Raw genomic sequence first — 14,694 nt, forward strand, 5'->3', positions numbered from 1 at the left:
GTGCGGTCGGCGGCTGCCGCCCGGGCATACCGTACCCGGACGGCGCTGTGTGACTTGGCCAAGCCCGTCACCCGATACCGGACCGGTATCGCAACGTGCACCGATGTGTGGGCGACGTGATGGGGGTCACTTCTTGCTGTCGATGACGGCCTTCATCACGTCCCTCGCGATCGGGCCGGCGAGACCGCCACCGCTGATGTCGTCACGGCTGGCGGCGCCGTCCTCGACGACGACCGCGACGGCGACCGGCGAGCTGCCGTCGGCCAGCTTCGCGTAGGAGATGAACCAGGCGTACGGCTTCTCGCTGTTGTTCAGGCCGTGCTGGGCGGTACCGGTCTTGCCGCCGACCGTGACGCCGGAGATCTTCGCCTTGCCGCCGGTGCCCTGCGGGTCGTTGACGACCGTCTCCATCATCTGCTGGAGCTTCTGCGCGGTCTCCGAGGACACCGCCTGGGACAGCTCCTGCGGCTCGGTCGTCTCGATGGTGTCGAGGTTCGCGGCCCTGAGCTGGTCGACCATGTACGGCTTCATCAGCTTGCCGTCGTTGGCGACGGCCGAGGCGACCATCGCCATCTGGAGCGGGGTGGCCCGGTTGGAGGCCTGGCCGATGCCGTCCATGGCGTTCTGCGGCTTGTTGTCCTCGGGGTAGACGCTCTCGGAGGCGCGGACCGGGGTGTCCAGCTCCTTGTTGTTGTAGCCGAACTTCTGCGCCTGCTCGATCATCTTCTCGTTGCCGACGGTGTCGGACAGCTTCGCGAAGACGGTGTTGCAGGACACCATGAGCGCGTACCGCAGGCTGGCGTTCTCGCACTCGCCGTGCTCGTTGGTGAGGTCGGTGGTGGTGCCCGGCAGCTGGTACGGGTCCGGCGTCTTGGTGGCGTCGTCGATGCCGGAGGCCACGCCGTTCTCCAGCGCCGCGGCCGCCGTGACGACCTTGAAGGTGGAGCCCGGCGGGTAGGTCTCGCGCAGCGCCCGGTTCAGCATCGGGTCGTCGGGGTTGTTCTTCTTCTGGACCGCGCTCCAGGCCTCGGCGTCCTTGTCCGAGGATCCGGCGAACTTCGACGGGTCGTACGACGGCGTCGAGACCAGCGCCAGGATCTTGCCGGTGGCCGGGTCGATCGCGGCGACGGCGCCCTTCTTGTCGCCCAGTCCCTCGTAGGCGGCCTTCTGCGCGGCGGCGTTGAGGGTGGTGACGACGCTGCCGCCCTCCTTCTTCTTGCCCGTGATCATGTCGAGCGTGTTGCGGAAGAAGAGCCGGTCGTCGTTGCCGGTGAGGATGCCGTCCTCGAGCCTCTCCAGCTGGTTGGCGCCGAAGGCCTGCGAGGAGTAGCCGGTGACCGGCGCCCACATGGCGCCGTTGGTCCAGGTGCGCTTGTACTTGTAGTCGCCGCTGGTGGTCTCGACGGAGCCGGTGATGGCCTTGCCGCCGACGATGATGTCGCCGCGCGGGGTGGCGTAGCGGGTGATGTTGACGCGGCGGTTGTCGGTGTCGGAGGCCAGGGTGTCGGCCTTGACGTACTGGAGGTAGTTGTCGCGGAGCAGCAGGGTGAGGACCAGGAGTCCGCAGAAGATCGCGATCCGGCGCAGGGGCTTGTTCATGACGGGCGGACCACCTGGGTCATCTCGGCGTCGGGGTTGGATGCGGGGGCCGGGGCCGGACGGCGCGCGGTGTCGCTGATCCTGATCAGGATGCCGATCAGCGCCCAGTTGGCGATGACGGAGGAACCGCCGGAGGCGAGGAACGGCATCGTCATACCGGTGAGCGGGATGAGGCCCATGACACCGCCGGCGACAACGAACACCTGGAGCGCGAAGGCGCCGGACAGGCCGATGGCGAGCAGCTTGCCGAACGGGTCGCGGGCGGCGAGGGCGGTGCGCACGCCGCGTTCCACGACCAGGCCGTACAGCAGAAGGAGTGCCATGATGCCGGCCAGGCCGAGTTCCTCGCCGAAGGTGGCGAGGATGAAGTCGGAGTTGGCGGCGAACCGGATCAGTTCGGAGTGGCCCTGGCCCCAGCCGGTGCCCAGGGTGCCGCCGGAGCCGAAGGCCCACAGGGCCTGCATGGCCTGTTCGGAGTGGACGATGCCGTCGCTGGTTCCGGCGCGGCTGAGCTGGTACTCGCGCATCGGGTCGAGCCAGGCCTGCACACGGGTCTGGACGTGCGGTTCGAAGCTGGCCACGCCGACCGCGCCGGCCGCGGACATCAGCAGACCGAAGACGATCCAGCTGGTCCGCTCGGTGGCGACGTACAGCATGATGACGAACATGCCGAAGAACAGCAGCGACGTTCCGAGGTCGGTCTCGAACACCAGGATGAGGATCGAGATCATCCAGACGACGATGATCGGGCCGAGGTCGCGGCCGCGCGGCAGGTAGATGCCCATGAAGCGGCGGCTGGCGAGAGCGAGTGCGTCGCGCTTGACCATCAGGTAGCCGGCGAAGAAGACCGCCAGCACGATCTTGGCGAACTCACCGGGCTGGATGGTGAAGCCGGCGACGCTGACCCAGATCTTGGCGCCGTAGGTGAGGTCGGCGCCGAGGCCCGGGACGAGCGGGAGCAGCAGCAGGACCAGCGCGGCGACCATCGAGATGTAGGTGTAGCGCTGCAGGACGCGGTGGTCCTTGAGGAAGATCAGCACCACGGTGAAGAGGGCGATGCCCAACGCCGTGTACATCAGTTGGCGTGGTGCCGCGTTGCCGGCCTGGTTGATGGACTGCAGCAGCTTCGACTGGTCCAGCCGCCAGATCGCCACGAGCCCGAGGCCGTTCAGCAGCGTCGCCAGCGGCAGCATCAACGGGTCCGCGTACGGGGCGAACCTGCGGACGACCACGTGGGCGACGCCGGCCAGCAGGCCGAGGCCCAGGCCGTAGCTGAGCAGGCCGGCCGGCACCTGCTCGTTGATGGCGAGGCCCACGTTGGCGTAGGCGAACACCGGGATGAGGACGGCGAACACCAGGAGCGCCAGCTCGGTGTTGCGCCGGCTCGGGGTGCCGATCGAGCCGATCGTGGACGTGTGGTGCGTCGACGTGTTGGTTGTACTGCTCATCGTGTGACGGGGCCTCTCACGGCTTGCCTACTGCTTACCGCACAGCGAGACGACCTTCTGCTCATCCTCCGAGAGGGTGGGGCCGGGGCCGGGAGTGGCGGTCGCTGATGTGGACGGAGACGCGGACGGGGACGGCGCCGATCCCGACGGGGTCGGGGTCGGCGATGCCTTGGACGTGAGGGAGACGGGAGTGGTTCCCGCGGTGCCGTCGGCCTCGCCCTCACCGGTCGTGGATCCGGCCTTGCTGGGGGTCGCGGCGGTCGCGGTGGCCGCCTCCGCCTGCTTGCGGCACGCGGACGCCTGCACGGCCAGTTCGTCGATCTTCTTCTGGGCGGTGGTCCGGCTGCCCTCGGCGATCGTCGCCTCGACCAGCTTCTGCTGGTACTGCGGCAGGTACTTGAGTTCGATCTCGGGGTGGTCCTTCTCGACCTTCGAGAGCGAGACCCAGGCCAGGTCCTGGCTGATGCCCTGGTACAGCGCGACGTGCTCGCCCTTGGTGCCGACGTAGTACTGGGTCTGGGTCCAGCGCCAGCCGGCGTACAGCCCGCCGCCGATGACGGCGAGGGCGAGACCGCCGTACAGGGATCTCTTCAGCCACCGGCGGCCCTTGTGGGGCTTGACGAAGTCGTCGTCGGTGTAGTCGCCGAAGCCGTCGGTGGGGATGAAGCCGGTGACGTCGCCGGAGCCGGGCGGGCCGAACTCGCCGCCGCCCTGGCCGCGGCCCTGTCGGCCGAGGCCGGAGGCGCGGCCGGCCGGGGTCTGCATGATGCCGTTGACGTGCGGCTGGTTCTGGTTCTCGGCGACGGCGCCGACCACGACCGGGGTGTCGGACAGCTGCCCGGCGAGGGTGTCGCCGGTGTCCAGGTCCAGCACGTCGGCGACGATCACGGTGATGTTGTCGGGGCCGCCGCCGCGCAGCGCGAGCTGGATCAGCTCCTGCACGGTCTCCTGCGGGCCCTGGTAGCTGGCGAGGGTGTCCTCGAGCGTCTGGTGCGAGACGACGCCGGACAGGCCGTCGGAGCAGATCAGATAGCGGTCGCCGGCCCGCACCTCGCGGATCGACAGATCCGGCTCCACGTGCTCCCCGCTGCCCAACGCCCGCATCAGCAGTGAGCGTTGCGGGTGGGTGGTGGCCTCTTCCTCGGTGATCCGGCCCTCGTCGACGAGGCGCTGCACCCAGGTGTGGTCCTGCGTGATCTGGCTCAGTACGCCGTCCCGCAGCAGGTAGGCGCGCGAGTCGCCGACGTGCACGAGCCCCAGCCGCTGGCCGGTCCACAGCAACGCGGTCAGCGTGGTCCCCATGCCCTCGAGCTGGGGGTCTTCTTCGACCAGCGAGCGCAGCTGGTCGTTGGCGCGCTGCACGGCCGTGCCGAGCGAGGTGAGGACGTCGGAGCCGGGCACGTCGTCGTCGAGGGCGACGATGGTGGAGATGGCCTCGGAGGAGGCGACCTCACCGGCGGCGGCGCCGCCCATGCCGTCGGCGATGGCGAGCAGGCGCGGACCGGCGTAACCGGAGTCCTCGTTGCCCTCCCGGATCATGCCCTTGTGCGATCCGGCGGCGAAGCGCAGTGACAGACTCATGCGCACCTCGCCCGTCGGCCCCGGGTACAGCCGGTCGTGTCGAGCCACACTGCCCACCCTCCGGTCGAGAGCGCGCCGGGGCCCTGGGTGCCGGCCGGCCTGGCGTGCTCGCTCCGCTCGCGCTCACTCATGATGTAGCACTACTTCCGCAGCTCGATGACGGTCTTGCCGATACGGATCGGCGCGCCCAGCGGGATCGGTGTGGGAGTCGTCAGCCGCGTTCGGTCGAGGTACGTGCCGTTGGTGGAGCCCAGGTCCTCGACGATCCACTGGCCGTCGCGGTCCGGGTAGATCCTGGCATGGCGGCTGGAGGCGTAGTCGTCGTCCAGCACGATGGTGCTGTCGTGCGCGCGGCCCAGGCTGATGGTCTGGCCCTGGAGCGCGACGGTCGTGCCGGTGAGGGTGCCCTCGGACACGACCAGCTTCGTCGGGGCGTTGCGCCCCCTGCGTCCGCCGCCCGCGGCGGGTTGCTGGCGCTGCTGCGGAGGCGCCTGGCGCTGGGCCTGCTGCGGTCGGGCCGCCTCCCGGCGCGCACCGCGCTGGGTGACACGCGTACCGAACAGGTCGCTGCGGATGACCTGCACGGCCACGATCACGAACAGCCACAGTACGGCCAGGAAACCCAGCCGCATGACCGTGAGGGTCAGCTCTGACATTGCCCCCGCTTCACCCTTCGGCTTGCCGGTAAATGATGGTGGTGCTGCCCACGACGATCCGCGAGCCGTCGCGGAGCGTAGCGCGGGTGGTGTGCTGCCCGTCCACCACGATGCCGTTGGTGGACCCGAGATCCTGGATCGTCGAGGGCGTTCCGGTCCGGATCTCGCAGTGCCGGCGGGAGACGCCGGGGTCGTCGATCCGCACGTCGGCCTCGGTGCTGCGGCCCAGCACGAGGGTCGCACGGGAGATCTGGTGACGGGTGCCGTTGATCTCGATCCAGTGGCGGGTCCGGGAGCCGGGCGCCGGGGCACCCGCGAGTCCGCCGCCCGCCGGGCGCTGGCCGCCGGCCGCGGGCGGGTAGCCGTACCCGCCGGGGCGGCCGCCGGACGCGGCGGGCGGGGGTGCGGCGGGCATGGGGGGCGCGGCCGCCGCACCCCCGCCGTACCCGCCGGGGCGGCCGCCGGGCGCGCGCTCGGGCGCCTGCGGGCCGCTGGTGGAGGAAGCGAGGGTGCGGCTCCGCACGCGGTACAGACCGGTGTCGAGATCGTCCGCCTTCTCCAGGTTGACCTTGATCGGTCCCATGAAGGTGTAGCGCTGCTGCTTCGCGTAGTCGCGGACCATGCCGGCCAGTTCGTCGCCGAGCTGGCCGGAGTAGGGGCTGAGCCGCTCGTAGTCCGGCGTGCTCAGCTCCACGATGAAGTCGTTGGGTACGACGGTCCGGTCGCGGTTCCAGATGGTCGCGTTGTTGTCGCACTCCCGCTGGAGCGCTCCCGCGATCTCCACGGGCTGCACCTCGGACTTGAACACCTTGGCGAAGGTGCCGTTGACCAGACCCTCGAGACGCTGCTCGAATTTCTTCAGGACTCCCATGGGGCACCTCCTCCGTCGTGACTTGCGTCCCGTGTCCTGCTGCCTACCTGGTACTGCTTACTGATCGTATCCACGCGCCGGTCGATCGGCCGGTTCCCCCTGTCGGCTCCGCCGACCGGTGTCGACGGCGTCCTCCGCGCGTCCTTCGCTCGTCCTTCTGCCCAGGATCGTAGAGGCGGCCGAGGACCAGTGTCCCGCACCTGACTGTGGAGCTCGCCCGCCTACCGGGGAGACGGCCGTCATAGGTACGAGGTTGATACGTGAACCGGTCGTCGCCGAGACGTAGGGAGGTTGCCGCGGACCTCTCGCGGTGACCTCTGCCCCGGAAGAAGGGATGTGAACGCACCCTGGCCCACGTGCTAATGTTCTGCATGTCGGAAGGCGCCGGGCCGCGAGGCCAACACCCTGATGACACACCCAATGCGCGGGTGGCGGAATAGGCAGACGCGCTGGATTCAGGTTCCAGTGCCCGCAAGGGCGTGGGGGTTCAACTCCCCCCTCGCGCACAGCTGAAAGCCCCGCAGATCTTCGGATCTGCGGGGCTTTCGCATGTCCGGGGTGTGGATGCGTGCGGGATGCGTGGACGCGGGGGCGGGGAGGCCCGGACGCGTGCGGACGTGCAGGCGGGGGTGTCCGGATGCGTGAATGCAGCTCACGCGCGTGAGGTATCTCACGGGGGCGTGGGGCGGCGTGTGGCGGGGCGAGCGGGCGCGGACGGGGCGGACCTGGTGGACGGGGCGGGCAGTCGTGGTCGACGGGGCGTCCTGTACGGGTGAGAGGGACGGCGTCGCGTGCGGGCGGGGCGGGGCCCGGGTGGTTGTCCACAGGGTCTGACGGGTTTCGGCCGTCGGCGGTACGGTCTGCAGGAGTTGATGTTCGTCGGGGTGCGGGGGAGGCGGTCGTGGTGACGGAGGCCGGTGCCGGAGTGGGCGCGAGTGCGAGCGCGGACGGGGGCGCGGGTGAGGGTGCGCGGGTGATCCGGGGTGAGGGGCCGCGCCTTCCCCGGACGCGGGGGTTCGCCGAGTGGCCCGCCTCGGGCTCGCCGAAGGAGGAGGGCAAGGCCCTGCGCCGCCAGGTGCCGCGCGCGGCGCACGCCGGGCTCGACCTGGACCCCTCCCGCCCCGACGCGGTGACCGCGGTCGAGGAGTCCGGCCGGGGACGCCTCCCCGAACTCACGCCTATACGGGTGGGGCGGATGGCCGCCACACCGTTCGCGTTCCTGCGGGGTTCGGCGGGCCTCATGGCCCATGACCTGGCCCGTACCCCGATGACCCGCGTCACGGCACAGATCTGCGGCGACGCGCACGCGGCCAACTTCGGGCTGTACGGCGACGCCCGCGGCGGCCTGGTCATCGACCTGAACGACTTCGACGAGACGGTCGACGGCCCCTGGGAGTGGGACCTCAAGCGGCTGGCCGTGTCCCTGGTGCTCGCGGGCCGGGAGGCCGGCGCCGACGAGGACACCTGCCGCCGGGCGGCGCACGACGCGGCCGGCGCCTACCGCCGCACCATGCGCCTGCTGGCCCGGCTTCCGGTGCTGGACGCGTGGAACGCCATCGCCGACGAGGAACTCGTCTCGCACGCCGACGCCCACGACCTGCTGGGCACGCTGGAGCGGGTCTCGGAGAAGGCGCGGGCCAACACGAGCGGACGGTTCGCCGCGAAGTCGACCGAGCCGACTCCGGAGGGCGGGCGCCGCTTCGTCGACGCGGCGCCGGTGCTGCGGCGCGTCCCCGACGCGGAGGCCGCCGCGGTGGCCGCGTCCCTCGAGCAGTACGTGACCACGCTGCCGGAGGACCGGCTGCCCCTGCTGGCCCGGCACGCGGTGCACGACGTGGCCTTCCGCATCGTCGGCACGGGCAGCGTGGGCACCCGGTCCTACGTCGTCCTGCTGCTGGACCACCGGGGCGAGCCGCTCGTGCTCCAGGTGAAGGAGGCGCGGCGCTCGGTGCTGGTGCCGCATCTGGTGAGCGCCGGTTTCGAGCCTCCGGCCGTCGAGCACGAGGGGCGGCGGGTGGTCCTCGGGCAGAAGCGCATGCAGGTGGTCAGCGACTCCCTGCTGGGCTGGACCACGGTCGAGGGCCGGCCCTTCCAGGTCCGGCAGTTCCGCAACCGCAAAGGCAGCGTGGACCCCGCCGCTCTCGCCGCCGACCAGGTCGACGACTACGGCCGCATGACCGGTGCCCTGCTGGCCCGTGCCCACTCGCACAGTGCCGACCCGCGGCTCATCGCCGGCTACTGCGGCAAGAACGAGGAACTGGACGAGGCGGTGGCCGCCTTCGCCATGGCCTACGCCGACCGCACGGAGGCGGATCACGCGGACCTGGTGACGGCGGTACGGACGGGGAGGATCGCGGCGGAGACGGGGGTGTGAGCGCCGTATGAGGGGCGTTCGGTGAAGGCGGCATGAGGGGCGTTCGGTGAAGTACGTCGAGCTGGACGGCCGGGTCGGCGACCTCACCGGGGTCCTCGATCCGAGGCCGTACCTGGAGCGGTTGCCGGTACCGGGCGGGCAACTGCCTCCCGGGGCGCGCGCGTTCGCCACCGATCCGGATCACCACGCCTTCCCGGGCGGACGGTGCGTGAAGGATCTCCGGCCGGTGGAGGCCCGCCGGAGGGGGACGCGGGCCTGGAGATCCGCTTCCGGCACGACTGCTGGAAGCACGACGCGGACCTCGTCGTCCGTTACCGGGGCGTCTCCCGCTTCCAGGCCGACGTCCTCGACGGCTGCGCTCTCGACGAGGTCGGCGCGGTGATGCTCGACGAGATCCTCCCGCACCCCGGCGGCCGCACCCACGAACTGGCCTGCCGCCCCGGCACGCTCCTCGTGGTCTGCCGGGATCCGGAGGCGGAGCGGGTGGCGGCGGACCGCCCGGAGCACCGGGACTGAGGGAGCTCCCCCTCAGGGGTGGCCTACGCTGGTCGGGTGACGACCCCCGAAGCTGAGCAGTCGCGGCCCGAGGAGCGGCTCGAGAAGGCCGTACGGGCCGCTGAGCAGGCGCTGATCGAGTTCGAGATCGCGGTGGAGACCTTCCGCGTCGAGGTCGAGAACTTCTCGCGGCTCCACCACCAGAAACTCGGTCCGATGTATGCCCGGCTCGATGAGCTGGAGGCGCAGATCGCCGAGGCCACGGCCGCCCGCACCGGTGATCCGGAGGACCTGCGCAAGGCGGACGAGGCGCGGGCCCGGGTCATGCCGATGCCCGGGGTCGAGGAGCTCTTCCACGGCTGGATGGACGGCAACGGCCTGTTCCCGGAGGCCGAGGCCATGCTCACGGACCAGTCGGTGCGGCCGCCGCAGCGGGTGCGGCCCAGCGACGAGGCCCGCAAGCTCTACCGGGAGCTGGCCCGCAAGGCCCATCCCGACCTGGCGCAGGAGGATGCGGAGCGGGCGCGGCGTGAGGAGTTCATCACGCGGGTCAACGCCGCCTACGCCCGGGGCGACGAGGCCGTGCTGCGGGAGCTGGCCGAGGAGTGGGCGGCCGGCCCGGCCCCCGAGGAGCGGCGGCCCAGCCCCAGCGAGGAGCTGTACGCCCGGCTGGAGTGGCTCGCCGAGCGCAAGGAGATGCTGGCGCTGGTGGCCCGGGAGCTTGAGGAGGGCGCGATCGGCGCGATGCTCCGGATGGCGCCAGACGACCCCGACCGGCTTCTGGAGGAGATCGCCGAGCAGCTCCTGGCCGAGGTGGCGAAGCGGGAGGCCGAGCTGGCGGAGCTGACCGGCTGAGATGCCCAGGGGCTGAGGGGCTGAGGGGCTTTCGGTTCGGGGCGGTGGTCCGGGTCCGCGGCGGGCCCTGCCGGTCGGCACCGGGGTCTGGTCGCCGGGTGTCCGAGGCGGGGTCCCGGGGTGGAGTCCTGCGGCGGGCGCATCGGAGCTGCGGCGGGGCCGTCGGGAGGTGTGGGGCGTCCGGTAGCGTCGGGGGCATGAGTTTCGGAGCTGGTGTGCCCACGGTCGGGGTCGAGGACCTCAAGGACGGCGACTTCCTGCTGGACGTCCGGGAGGACGACGAGTGGAAGGCGGGTCATGCCGAAGGGGCACTGCACATTCCCATCAGCGAGTTCGTCGCGCGTTACGGCGAGCTGACCGAGGCGGCTCCGCAGGACGGGCGGGTCCATGTGATCTGCCGCTCCGGTAGCCGTTCCGCCCAGGTCACCATGTACCTCGCGCAGCAGGGCATCGACGCGGTGAACGTGGACGGCGGCATGCAGCACTGGTCGGCCGTGGGCCGCCCGGTCGTCACCGACGACGGGCAGCCCGGCTTCGTCCTGTAGTCCCGCAGCCGCACCGCCCGGACCTGCGGGTCCGTGCGGCTGCGGGCGGGTGGGGCTTCAGCCGAGGGTGCGGGCGGCCGACAGGTCGCCCAGGACCTCCTCGTGCGCCGCCGCGGGCCCAGGGGGGAGCTCCGGGTGTTCGGCCCACGCGCGGCAGCGGTGCAGCGGACAGCCGACGCGGCGAAGACGCCTCACGCGGCCTCGGCCGCCGCCCGCTGCCCCTCCGGGAAGCCGAAGTCCACGGTCTGTCCCGCCGACGGGCCGGCAGGGCTGACGACCCGCCAGGACGGAACGGGTTGCAGGAGAAGAGGACGGGAGCGGCCGGGCGCCGTGCTCCGGCCGTCGCCGTGTCCTTCCCGGCTCACCGGTCGAAGTCCACCTCCACCGCCTCGGTCAGGGGATGCGACTGGCACGCCAGTACATAGCCGGCCTCGGTCTCCTCCGGTTCCAGCGCGAAGTTGCGGTCCATCCGCACCTCGCCGGCGACGAGGAAGGCCCGGCAGGTTCCGCACACCCCGCCCTTGCAGGCGTAGGGCGCGTCGGGCCGGTTGCGCAGCACGGTCTCCAGGACCGACTCGCCGTCCGCCACGGCCCAGCTGCCACCGCGGCCGTCGAGCCGGGCGGTGACCGTGCTGTGCGCCGGGGCGGGGGAGGTGGAGGCGGGGGCTGTGACGTCCACGTGGAAGATCTCCTCGTGGATGCGGGCGCGGGCGACGCCGAGCTCCCGCAGGGCCCGCTCCGCGCCCTGCACCAGGCCGAACGGCCCGCACAGGAACCAGCCCGCCACGTCCGCCACGGGCAGCAGCGCCGGCAGCAGCCCGGTCAGGCGCTCCCGGTCCAGCCGCCCGGACGGCAACCCGGCCTGTTGTTCCTCCCGGGAGAGCACGGTGACCAGGTGCAGCCGCTGCGGATACCGGTCCTTGAGGTCGGCGACCTCCTCCAGGAACATCGTCGACGCTGCCGTACGGTCGCTGCGTATCAGGCAGAACCGGGCCTCGGGTTCGCGCGCCAGCAGGGTGGAGACGATCGACAGCACCGGGGTGATGCCGCTGCCGCCGACGATCGCCGCGTACAGACCGGGGGCGGGATCGAGGGTGAACCGGCCCGCCGGTGTCATCACCTCCAGTTCGTCCCCGACGTTGATCTCCTTGAGCGCGTAGGTCGAGAAGGCGCCGCCCTCGACCAGTCGCACGCCCACCCGCAGGGTGCGCGGGCCCTCCCCGGCGGGCTCCGGCGCGGGCGAGCAGATCGAGTACGTCCGCCGGATCTCGGCCCCGTCGGCCCTGCGCCGCAGGGCGAGGTGCTGGCCCGGCGCGTGCCGGTACTCCTCGCGCAGTGCGGAGGGGACGGTGAAGGTCAGGGCCACGGAGTCGTCGGTGAGCCGGTCCACCGCGGCCACGGGGAGCGGGTGGAAGCGGGCCATCACAACTCCTTGAAGTGGTCGAAGGGTTCACGGCAGGCCAGGCAGCGCCGCAGCGCCTTGCAGGCGGTGGAGGAGAAACGGCTGAGCAGTTCGGTGTCGGCAGAGCCGCAGTGGGGGCAGCGGACCGGGTCCTGCTCGGCGGTGCGGGTCGGTCCGAGGGTGACGCCGACCGGTCCGGCCGGGCCCTGCGCGCGCGGCGGCGCGATGCCGAACTCCCGTAGTTTGCGACGGCCTTCGGCGGAGATGTCGTCCGTCGACCAGGCGGGGGTGAGTACCGTGCGCACGGTGACCTCGCGGACGCCGTGGTCGCGCAGTGCCCGCTCGATGTCCGTGGACATCGCCTCCACGGCCGGGCAGCCGGTGTAGGTCGGGGTCAGTTCGACCTCGACGGCGTCCGTGTCGCGCACATGGACCGCGCGCAGGACGCCCAGCTCCTGGAGGGTGAGCACGGGCAGCTCGGGGTCGGGCACCGAACCGGCGACCGCGAGGAGTTCCGCCTCCAGGGGGGTGAGGGTCACCATGACGCCCCCGGGTGGCTGCGGTGCAGGTGCTGCATCTCGGCGAGCATCCGTCCGAAGGACTCCGTGTGCAGGCCCTGACGGCCCGCGCCCGCGCGCCATGCTCCGGTCCGCGGCCCCTGGGGCAGCTCCAGTCCGGCGCGGCGCAGCACGGCTCCGACCGACTCCAGCCAGATGGTCTCCAGGCCGGCCGGGTCGGTGTCGACGCCGTCCACCGGCTGGAACATCTCGCCGGTGAACCGCCACAGGGCGTCGCAGGCCCGTCGCATCCGCTCGTGGCTGACCTCGGTGCCGTCGCCGAGGCGCAGGGTCCACTGCTCGGCGTGGTCGCGGTGGTAGGCGACCTCCTTGACGGCCTTGGCCGCGAGCCCCGCGAACGGTCCCTCTCCGGCGGCCAGTCGGTCGTAGAGCAGGTGCTGGTAGGTGGAGAAGTACAGCTGGCGGGCGATGGTGTGGGCGAAGTCGCCGTTGGGCTGCTCCACCAACTGGAGGTTGCGGAAGGCGCGTTCCTCGCGGAGGTAGGCCAGTTCGTCCTCGTCGCCGGCCATCGACAGCAGGATGCGGGCCTGGCCCAGCAGGTCGAGGGCGATGTTGGCGAGAGCGACCTCCTCCTCCAGCACGGGCGCGTGGCCCATCCACTCCCCCAGGCGGTGGGAGAGCACCAGGGCGTCGTCGCCGAGGGCGAGAGCGGCGATGTTGGTGCGCGCGGTCGTGGTCACAGGTGCTTCACCCCCTCCGGGATCTCGTAGAACGTCGGGTGCCGGTACGCCTTGTCGGCGGCCGGGTCGAAGAACGGGTCCTTCTCGTCCGGTGAGGAGGCGGTGACGGCGGCGGACGGCACGACCCAGAGCGAGACGCCCTCGCCACGCCGGGTGTACAGGTCACGGGCGTTGCGCAGGGCGAATTCCGCGTCCGGCGCGTGCAGGCTGCCGGCGTGGGTGTGGGAGAGGCCGCGGCGGGAGCGCACGAAGACCTCCCACAGGGGCCAGTCGGTGTTCGTCATGCCTGCTTCGCTCCCGTCCCACGGTTCTCGCGGCTCTCGTTCTTTTCCCGGCTGTGCTTGGCCGCGTGGGCCGCGGCGGCCTCCCGGACCCAGGCGCCCTCTTCGTGTGCCCGGGTGCGCTGGCTGAGCCGCTGCTCGTTGCACGGGCCGTTGCCCTTGAGGACCTCCTTGAACTCCGTCCAGTCGATCGGGCCGAAGTCGTGGTGGCCGCGCTCCTCGTTCCACTTCAGGTCCGGGTCGGGGAGGGTGAGGTCCAGGGACTCGGCCTGCGGGACGCAGATGTCGACGAAGCGCTGGCGCAGTTCGTCGTTGGAGTGCCGCTTGATCTTCCAGGCCATCGACTGCGCGGAGTGCGCGGACTCGTCGTCGGGCGGGCCGAACATCATCAGCGAGGGCCACCACCAGCGGTCCACCGCGTCCTGGGCCATCGCGTGCTGTTCGGGGGTGCCGCGGCTGAGGGCCAGCAGCAGTTCGTATCCCTGGCGCTGGTGGAAGGACTCCTCCTTGCAGACGCGGATCATCGCGCGTGCGTACGGGCCGTAGGAGCAGCGGCACAGGGGGACCTGGTTGGTGATCGCGGCGCCGTCCACCAGCCAGCCGATCGCGCCGACGTCGGCCCAGGTCAGGGTGGGGTAGTTGAAGATCGAGGAGTACTTCTGGCGACCGGTGTGCAGCTTGTCCAGCAGCTCCTCGCGGCTCGTGCCGAGCGTTTCGGCCGCGCTGTAGAGGTACAGGCCGTGGCCCGCCTCGTCCTGGACCTTCGCCATGAGGATGGCCTTGCGGCGCAGGGAGGGCGCGCGCGTGATCCAGTTGGCTTCCGGCTGCATGCCGATGATCTCGGAGTGGGCGTGCTGGGCGATCTGGCGGACCAGCGTCGCGCGGTAGGCGTCGGGCATCCAGTCGCGTGGCTCGATGCGTTCGTCGGCGGCCACCGCGGCGTCGAAGGCGCGCTCCCAGGCGTCCTGCTCGCCGTCGGCGGTTTCCCGGCCGCCGTACCGCTGTGTGCGGGCCGTCTGGTGCGCGGCTGCTGTCGCCATGCGGTCCCCCTCGACCTCGGGCTCTCTCCGAGCCGTCTCCCGACCGATCGTTCGGTCCGTGCGATTCCATGGTGAGACGGCCGTCGTAAGGTGTCAACCGCTGTGGACAACCTGCGGGCGTTCCTGTGGAAAAACTCGGGAGGCCCGTCGGCGGCGGGGCCTCGCGGCGTACCGGACCGGCCCCGCTCGGGGGGAGGGCTGCGCGGGCCGGGTCGGGCTGAGTACCGTTCCGTGCGACGACTGTGCGACAGCCGTACAAAGGCTGTCCCGACCCGTGCCCGCGCACGCG

At 71.5% G+C, this 14,694-nt stretch carries 14 protein-coding genes, 1 tRNA gene and 1 pseudogene; 5 read left to right on the top strand and 11 right to left on the bottom strand.

The window, feature by feature from the left end:
• Window positions 1-126: 126 nt before the first annotated feature.
• From ACH4N1_RS05475 to ACH4N1_RS05495, 5 genes are all read right to left on the bottom strand, one after another.
• On the bottom strand, window positions 127-1,599 hold the full coding sequence (locus ACH4N1_RS05475; protein WP_398094667.1) for a peptidoglycan D,D-transpeptidase FtsI family protein: 1,473 nt from the start codon (window positions 1,597-1,599) through the stop codon (window positions 127-129).
• Window positions 1,596-3,047 carry an FtsW/RodA/SpoVE family cell cycle protein gene (locus ACH4N1_RS05480; protein WP_398094668.1) on the bottom strand — a complete coding sequence of 484 codons (1,452 nt, stop codon included), beginning with the start codon at window positions 3,045-3,047 and terminating at the stop codon, window positions 1,596-1,598. Before ACH4N1_RS05480 ends, ACH4N1_RS05475 begins: the two co-directional genes overlap by 4 nt.
• 27 nt (window positions 3,048-3,074) lie before the next feature.
• Window positions 3,075-4,628: a Stp1/IreP family PP2C-type Ser/Thr phosphatase gene (locus ACH4N1_RS05485; RefSeq protein WP_398094669.1), complete on the bottom strand. Its 1,554-nt coding sequence runs from the start codon at window positions 4,626-4,628 to the stop codon at window positions 3,075-3,077.
• Between the two features lie 140 nt (window positions 4,629-4,768).
• The gene (locus ACH4N1_RS05490) at window positions 4,769-5,284 is read right to left on the bottom strand and encodes an FHA domain-containing protein (protein ID WP_073495160.1); all 516 of its coding nucleotides are present in this window, start codon (window positions 5,282-5,284) and stop codon (window positions 4,769-4,771) included.
• Window positions 5,285-5,294: 10 nt separating this feature from the next.
• Window positions 5,295-6,155, bottom strand: coding sequence for an FhaA domain-containing protein (locus ACH4N1_RS05495; protein ID WP_398094672.1), 861 nt, complete (start codon window positions 6,153-6,155; stop codon window positions 5,295-5,297).
• Window positions 6,156-6,577: 422 nt separating this feature from the next.
• Between ACH4N1_RS05495 and ACH4N1_RS05500 the strand changes: the two genes are divergently transcribed.
• From ACH4N1_RS05500 to ACH4N1_RS05520, 5 genes are all read left to right on the top strand, one after another.
• Window positions 6,578-6,661: transfer RNA gene (locus ACH4N1_RS05500), tRNA-Leu, on the top strand.
• Window positions 6,662-7,059: 398 nt separating this feature from the next.
• The gene (locus ACH4N1_RS05505) at window positions 7,060-8,529 is read left to right on the top strand and encodes a DUF2252 domain-containing protein (protein WP_398095248.1); all 1,470 of its coding nucleotides are present in this window, start codon (window positions 7,060-7,062) and stop codon (window positions 8,527-8,529) included.
• A 204-nt stretch (window positions 8,530-8,733) separates the two neighbouring features.
• Window positions 8,734-9,045, top strand: coding sequence for a hypothetical protein (locus tag ACH4N1_RS05510; RefSeq protein WP_398094673.1), 312 nt, complete (start codon window positions 8,734-8,736; stop codon window positions 9,043-9,045).
• Between the two features lie 36 nt (window positions 9,046-9,081).
• Window positions 9,082-9,879: a J domain-containing protein gene (locus ACH4N1_RS05515; protein ID WP_398094675.1), complete on the top strand. Its 798-nt coding sequence runs from the start codon at window positions 9,082-9,084 to the stop codon at window positions 9,877-9,879.
• Between the two features lie 215 nt (window positions 9,880-10,094).
• Window positions 10,095-10,424, top strand: coding sequence for a rhodanese-like domain-containing protein (locus ACH4N1_RS05520; RefSeq protein WP_398095249.1), 330 nt, complete (start codon window positions 10,095-10,097; stop codon window positions 10,422-10,424).
• 57 nt (window positions 10,425-10,481) lie between these two features.
• Here the strand turns inward: ACH4N1_RS05520 and ACH4N1_RS05525 are convergent.
• From ACH4N1_RS05525 to paaA, 6 genes and pseudogenes are all read right to left on the bottom strand, one after another.
• Window positions 10,482-10,601, bottom strand: a pseudogene (locus tag ACH4N1_RS05525) (acyl-CoA dehydrogenase); the annotation flags it as partial.
• Between the two features lie 184 nt (window positions 10,602-10,785).
• On the bottom strand, window positions 10,786-11,847 hold the full coding sequence (locus tag ACH4N1_RS05530; RefSeq protein WP_398094677.1) for a 2Fe-2S iron-sulfur cluster-binding protein: 1,062 nt from the start codon (window positions 11,845-11,847) through the stop codon (window positions 10,786-10,788).
• Window positions 11,847-12,368: a 1,2-phenylacetyl-CoA epoxidase subunit PaaD gene (gene paaD / locus ACH4N1_RS05535; RefSeq protein WP_398094679.1), complete on the bottom strand. Its 522-nt coding sequence runs from the start codon at window positions 12,366-12,368 to the stop codon at window positions 11,847-11,849. Before paaD ends, ACH4N1_RS05530 begins: the two co-directional genes overlap by 1 nt.
• A complete protein-coding gene (gene paaC, locus ACH4N1_RS05540) occupies window positions 12,362-13,084 on the bottom strand; it encodes a 1,2-phenylacetyl-CoA epoxidase subunit PaaC (RefSeq protein ID WP_398094680.1) in 723 nt (240 codons plus the stop codon). The genes paaD and paaC overlap by 7 nt, the downstream gene beginning before the upstream one ends.
• Window positions 13,081-13,368 carry a 1,2-phenylacetyl-CoA epoxidase subunit PaaB gene (gene paaB / locus ACH4N1_RS05545; protein ID WP_398094682.1) on the bottom strand — a complete coding sequence of 96 codons (288 nt, stop codon included), beginning with the start codon at window positions 13,366-13,368 and terminating at the stop codon, window positions 13,081-13,083. The genes paaC and paaB overlap by 4 nt, the downstream gene beginning before the upstream one ends.
• Window positions 13,365-14,405, bottom strand: a complete 1,041-nt coding sequence (gene paaA / locus ACH4N1_RS05550; RefSeq protein ID WP_398094684.1) for a 1,2-phenylacetyl-CoA epoxidase subunit PaaA — start codon at window positions 14,403-14,405, stop codon at window positions 13,365-13,367. The genes paaB and paaA overlap by 4 nt, the downstream gene beginning before the upstream one ends.
• Window positions 14,406-14,694 lie beyond the last annotated feature (289 nt).

It is taken from the genome of Streptomyces sp. NPDC017202, assembly GCF_044331705.1.
Classification (GTDB): Bacteria; Actinomycetota; Actinomycetes; order Streptomycetales; family Streptomycetaceae; genus Streptomyces.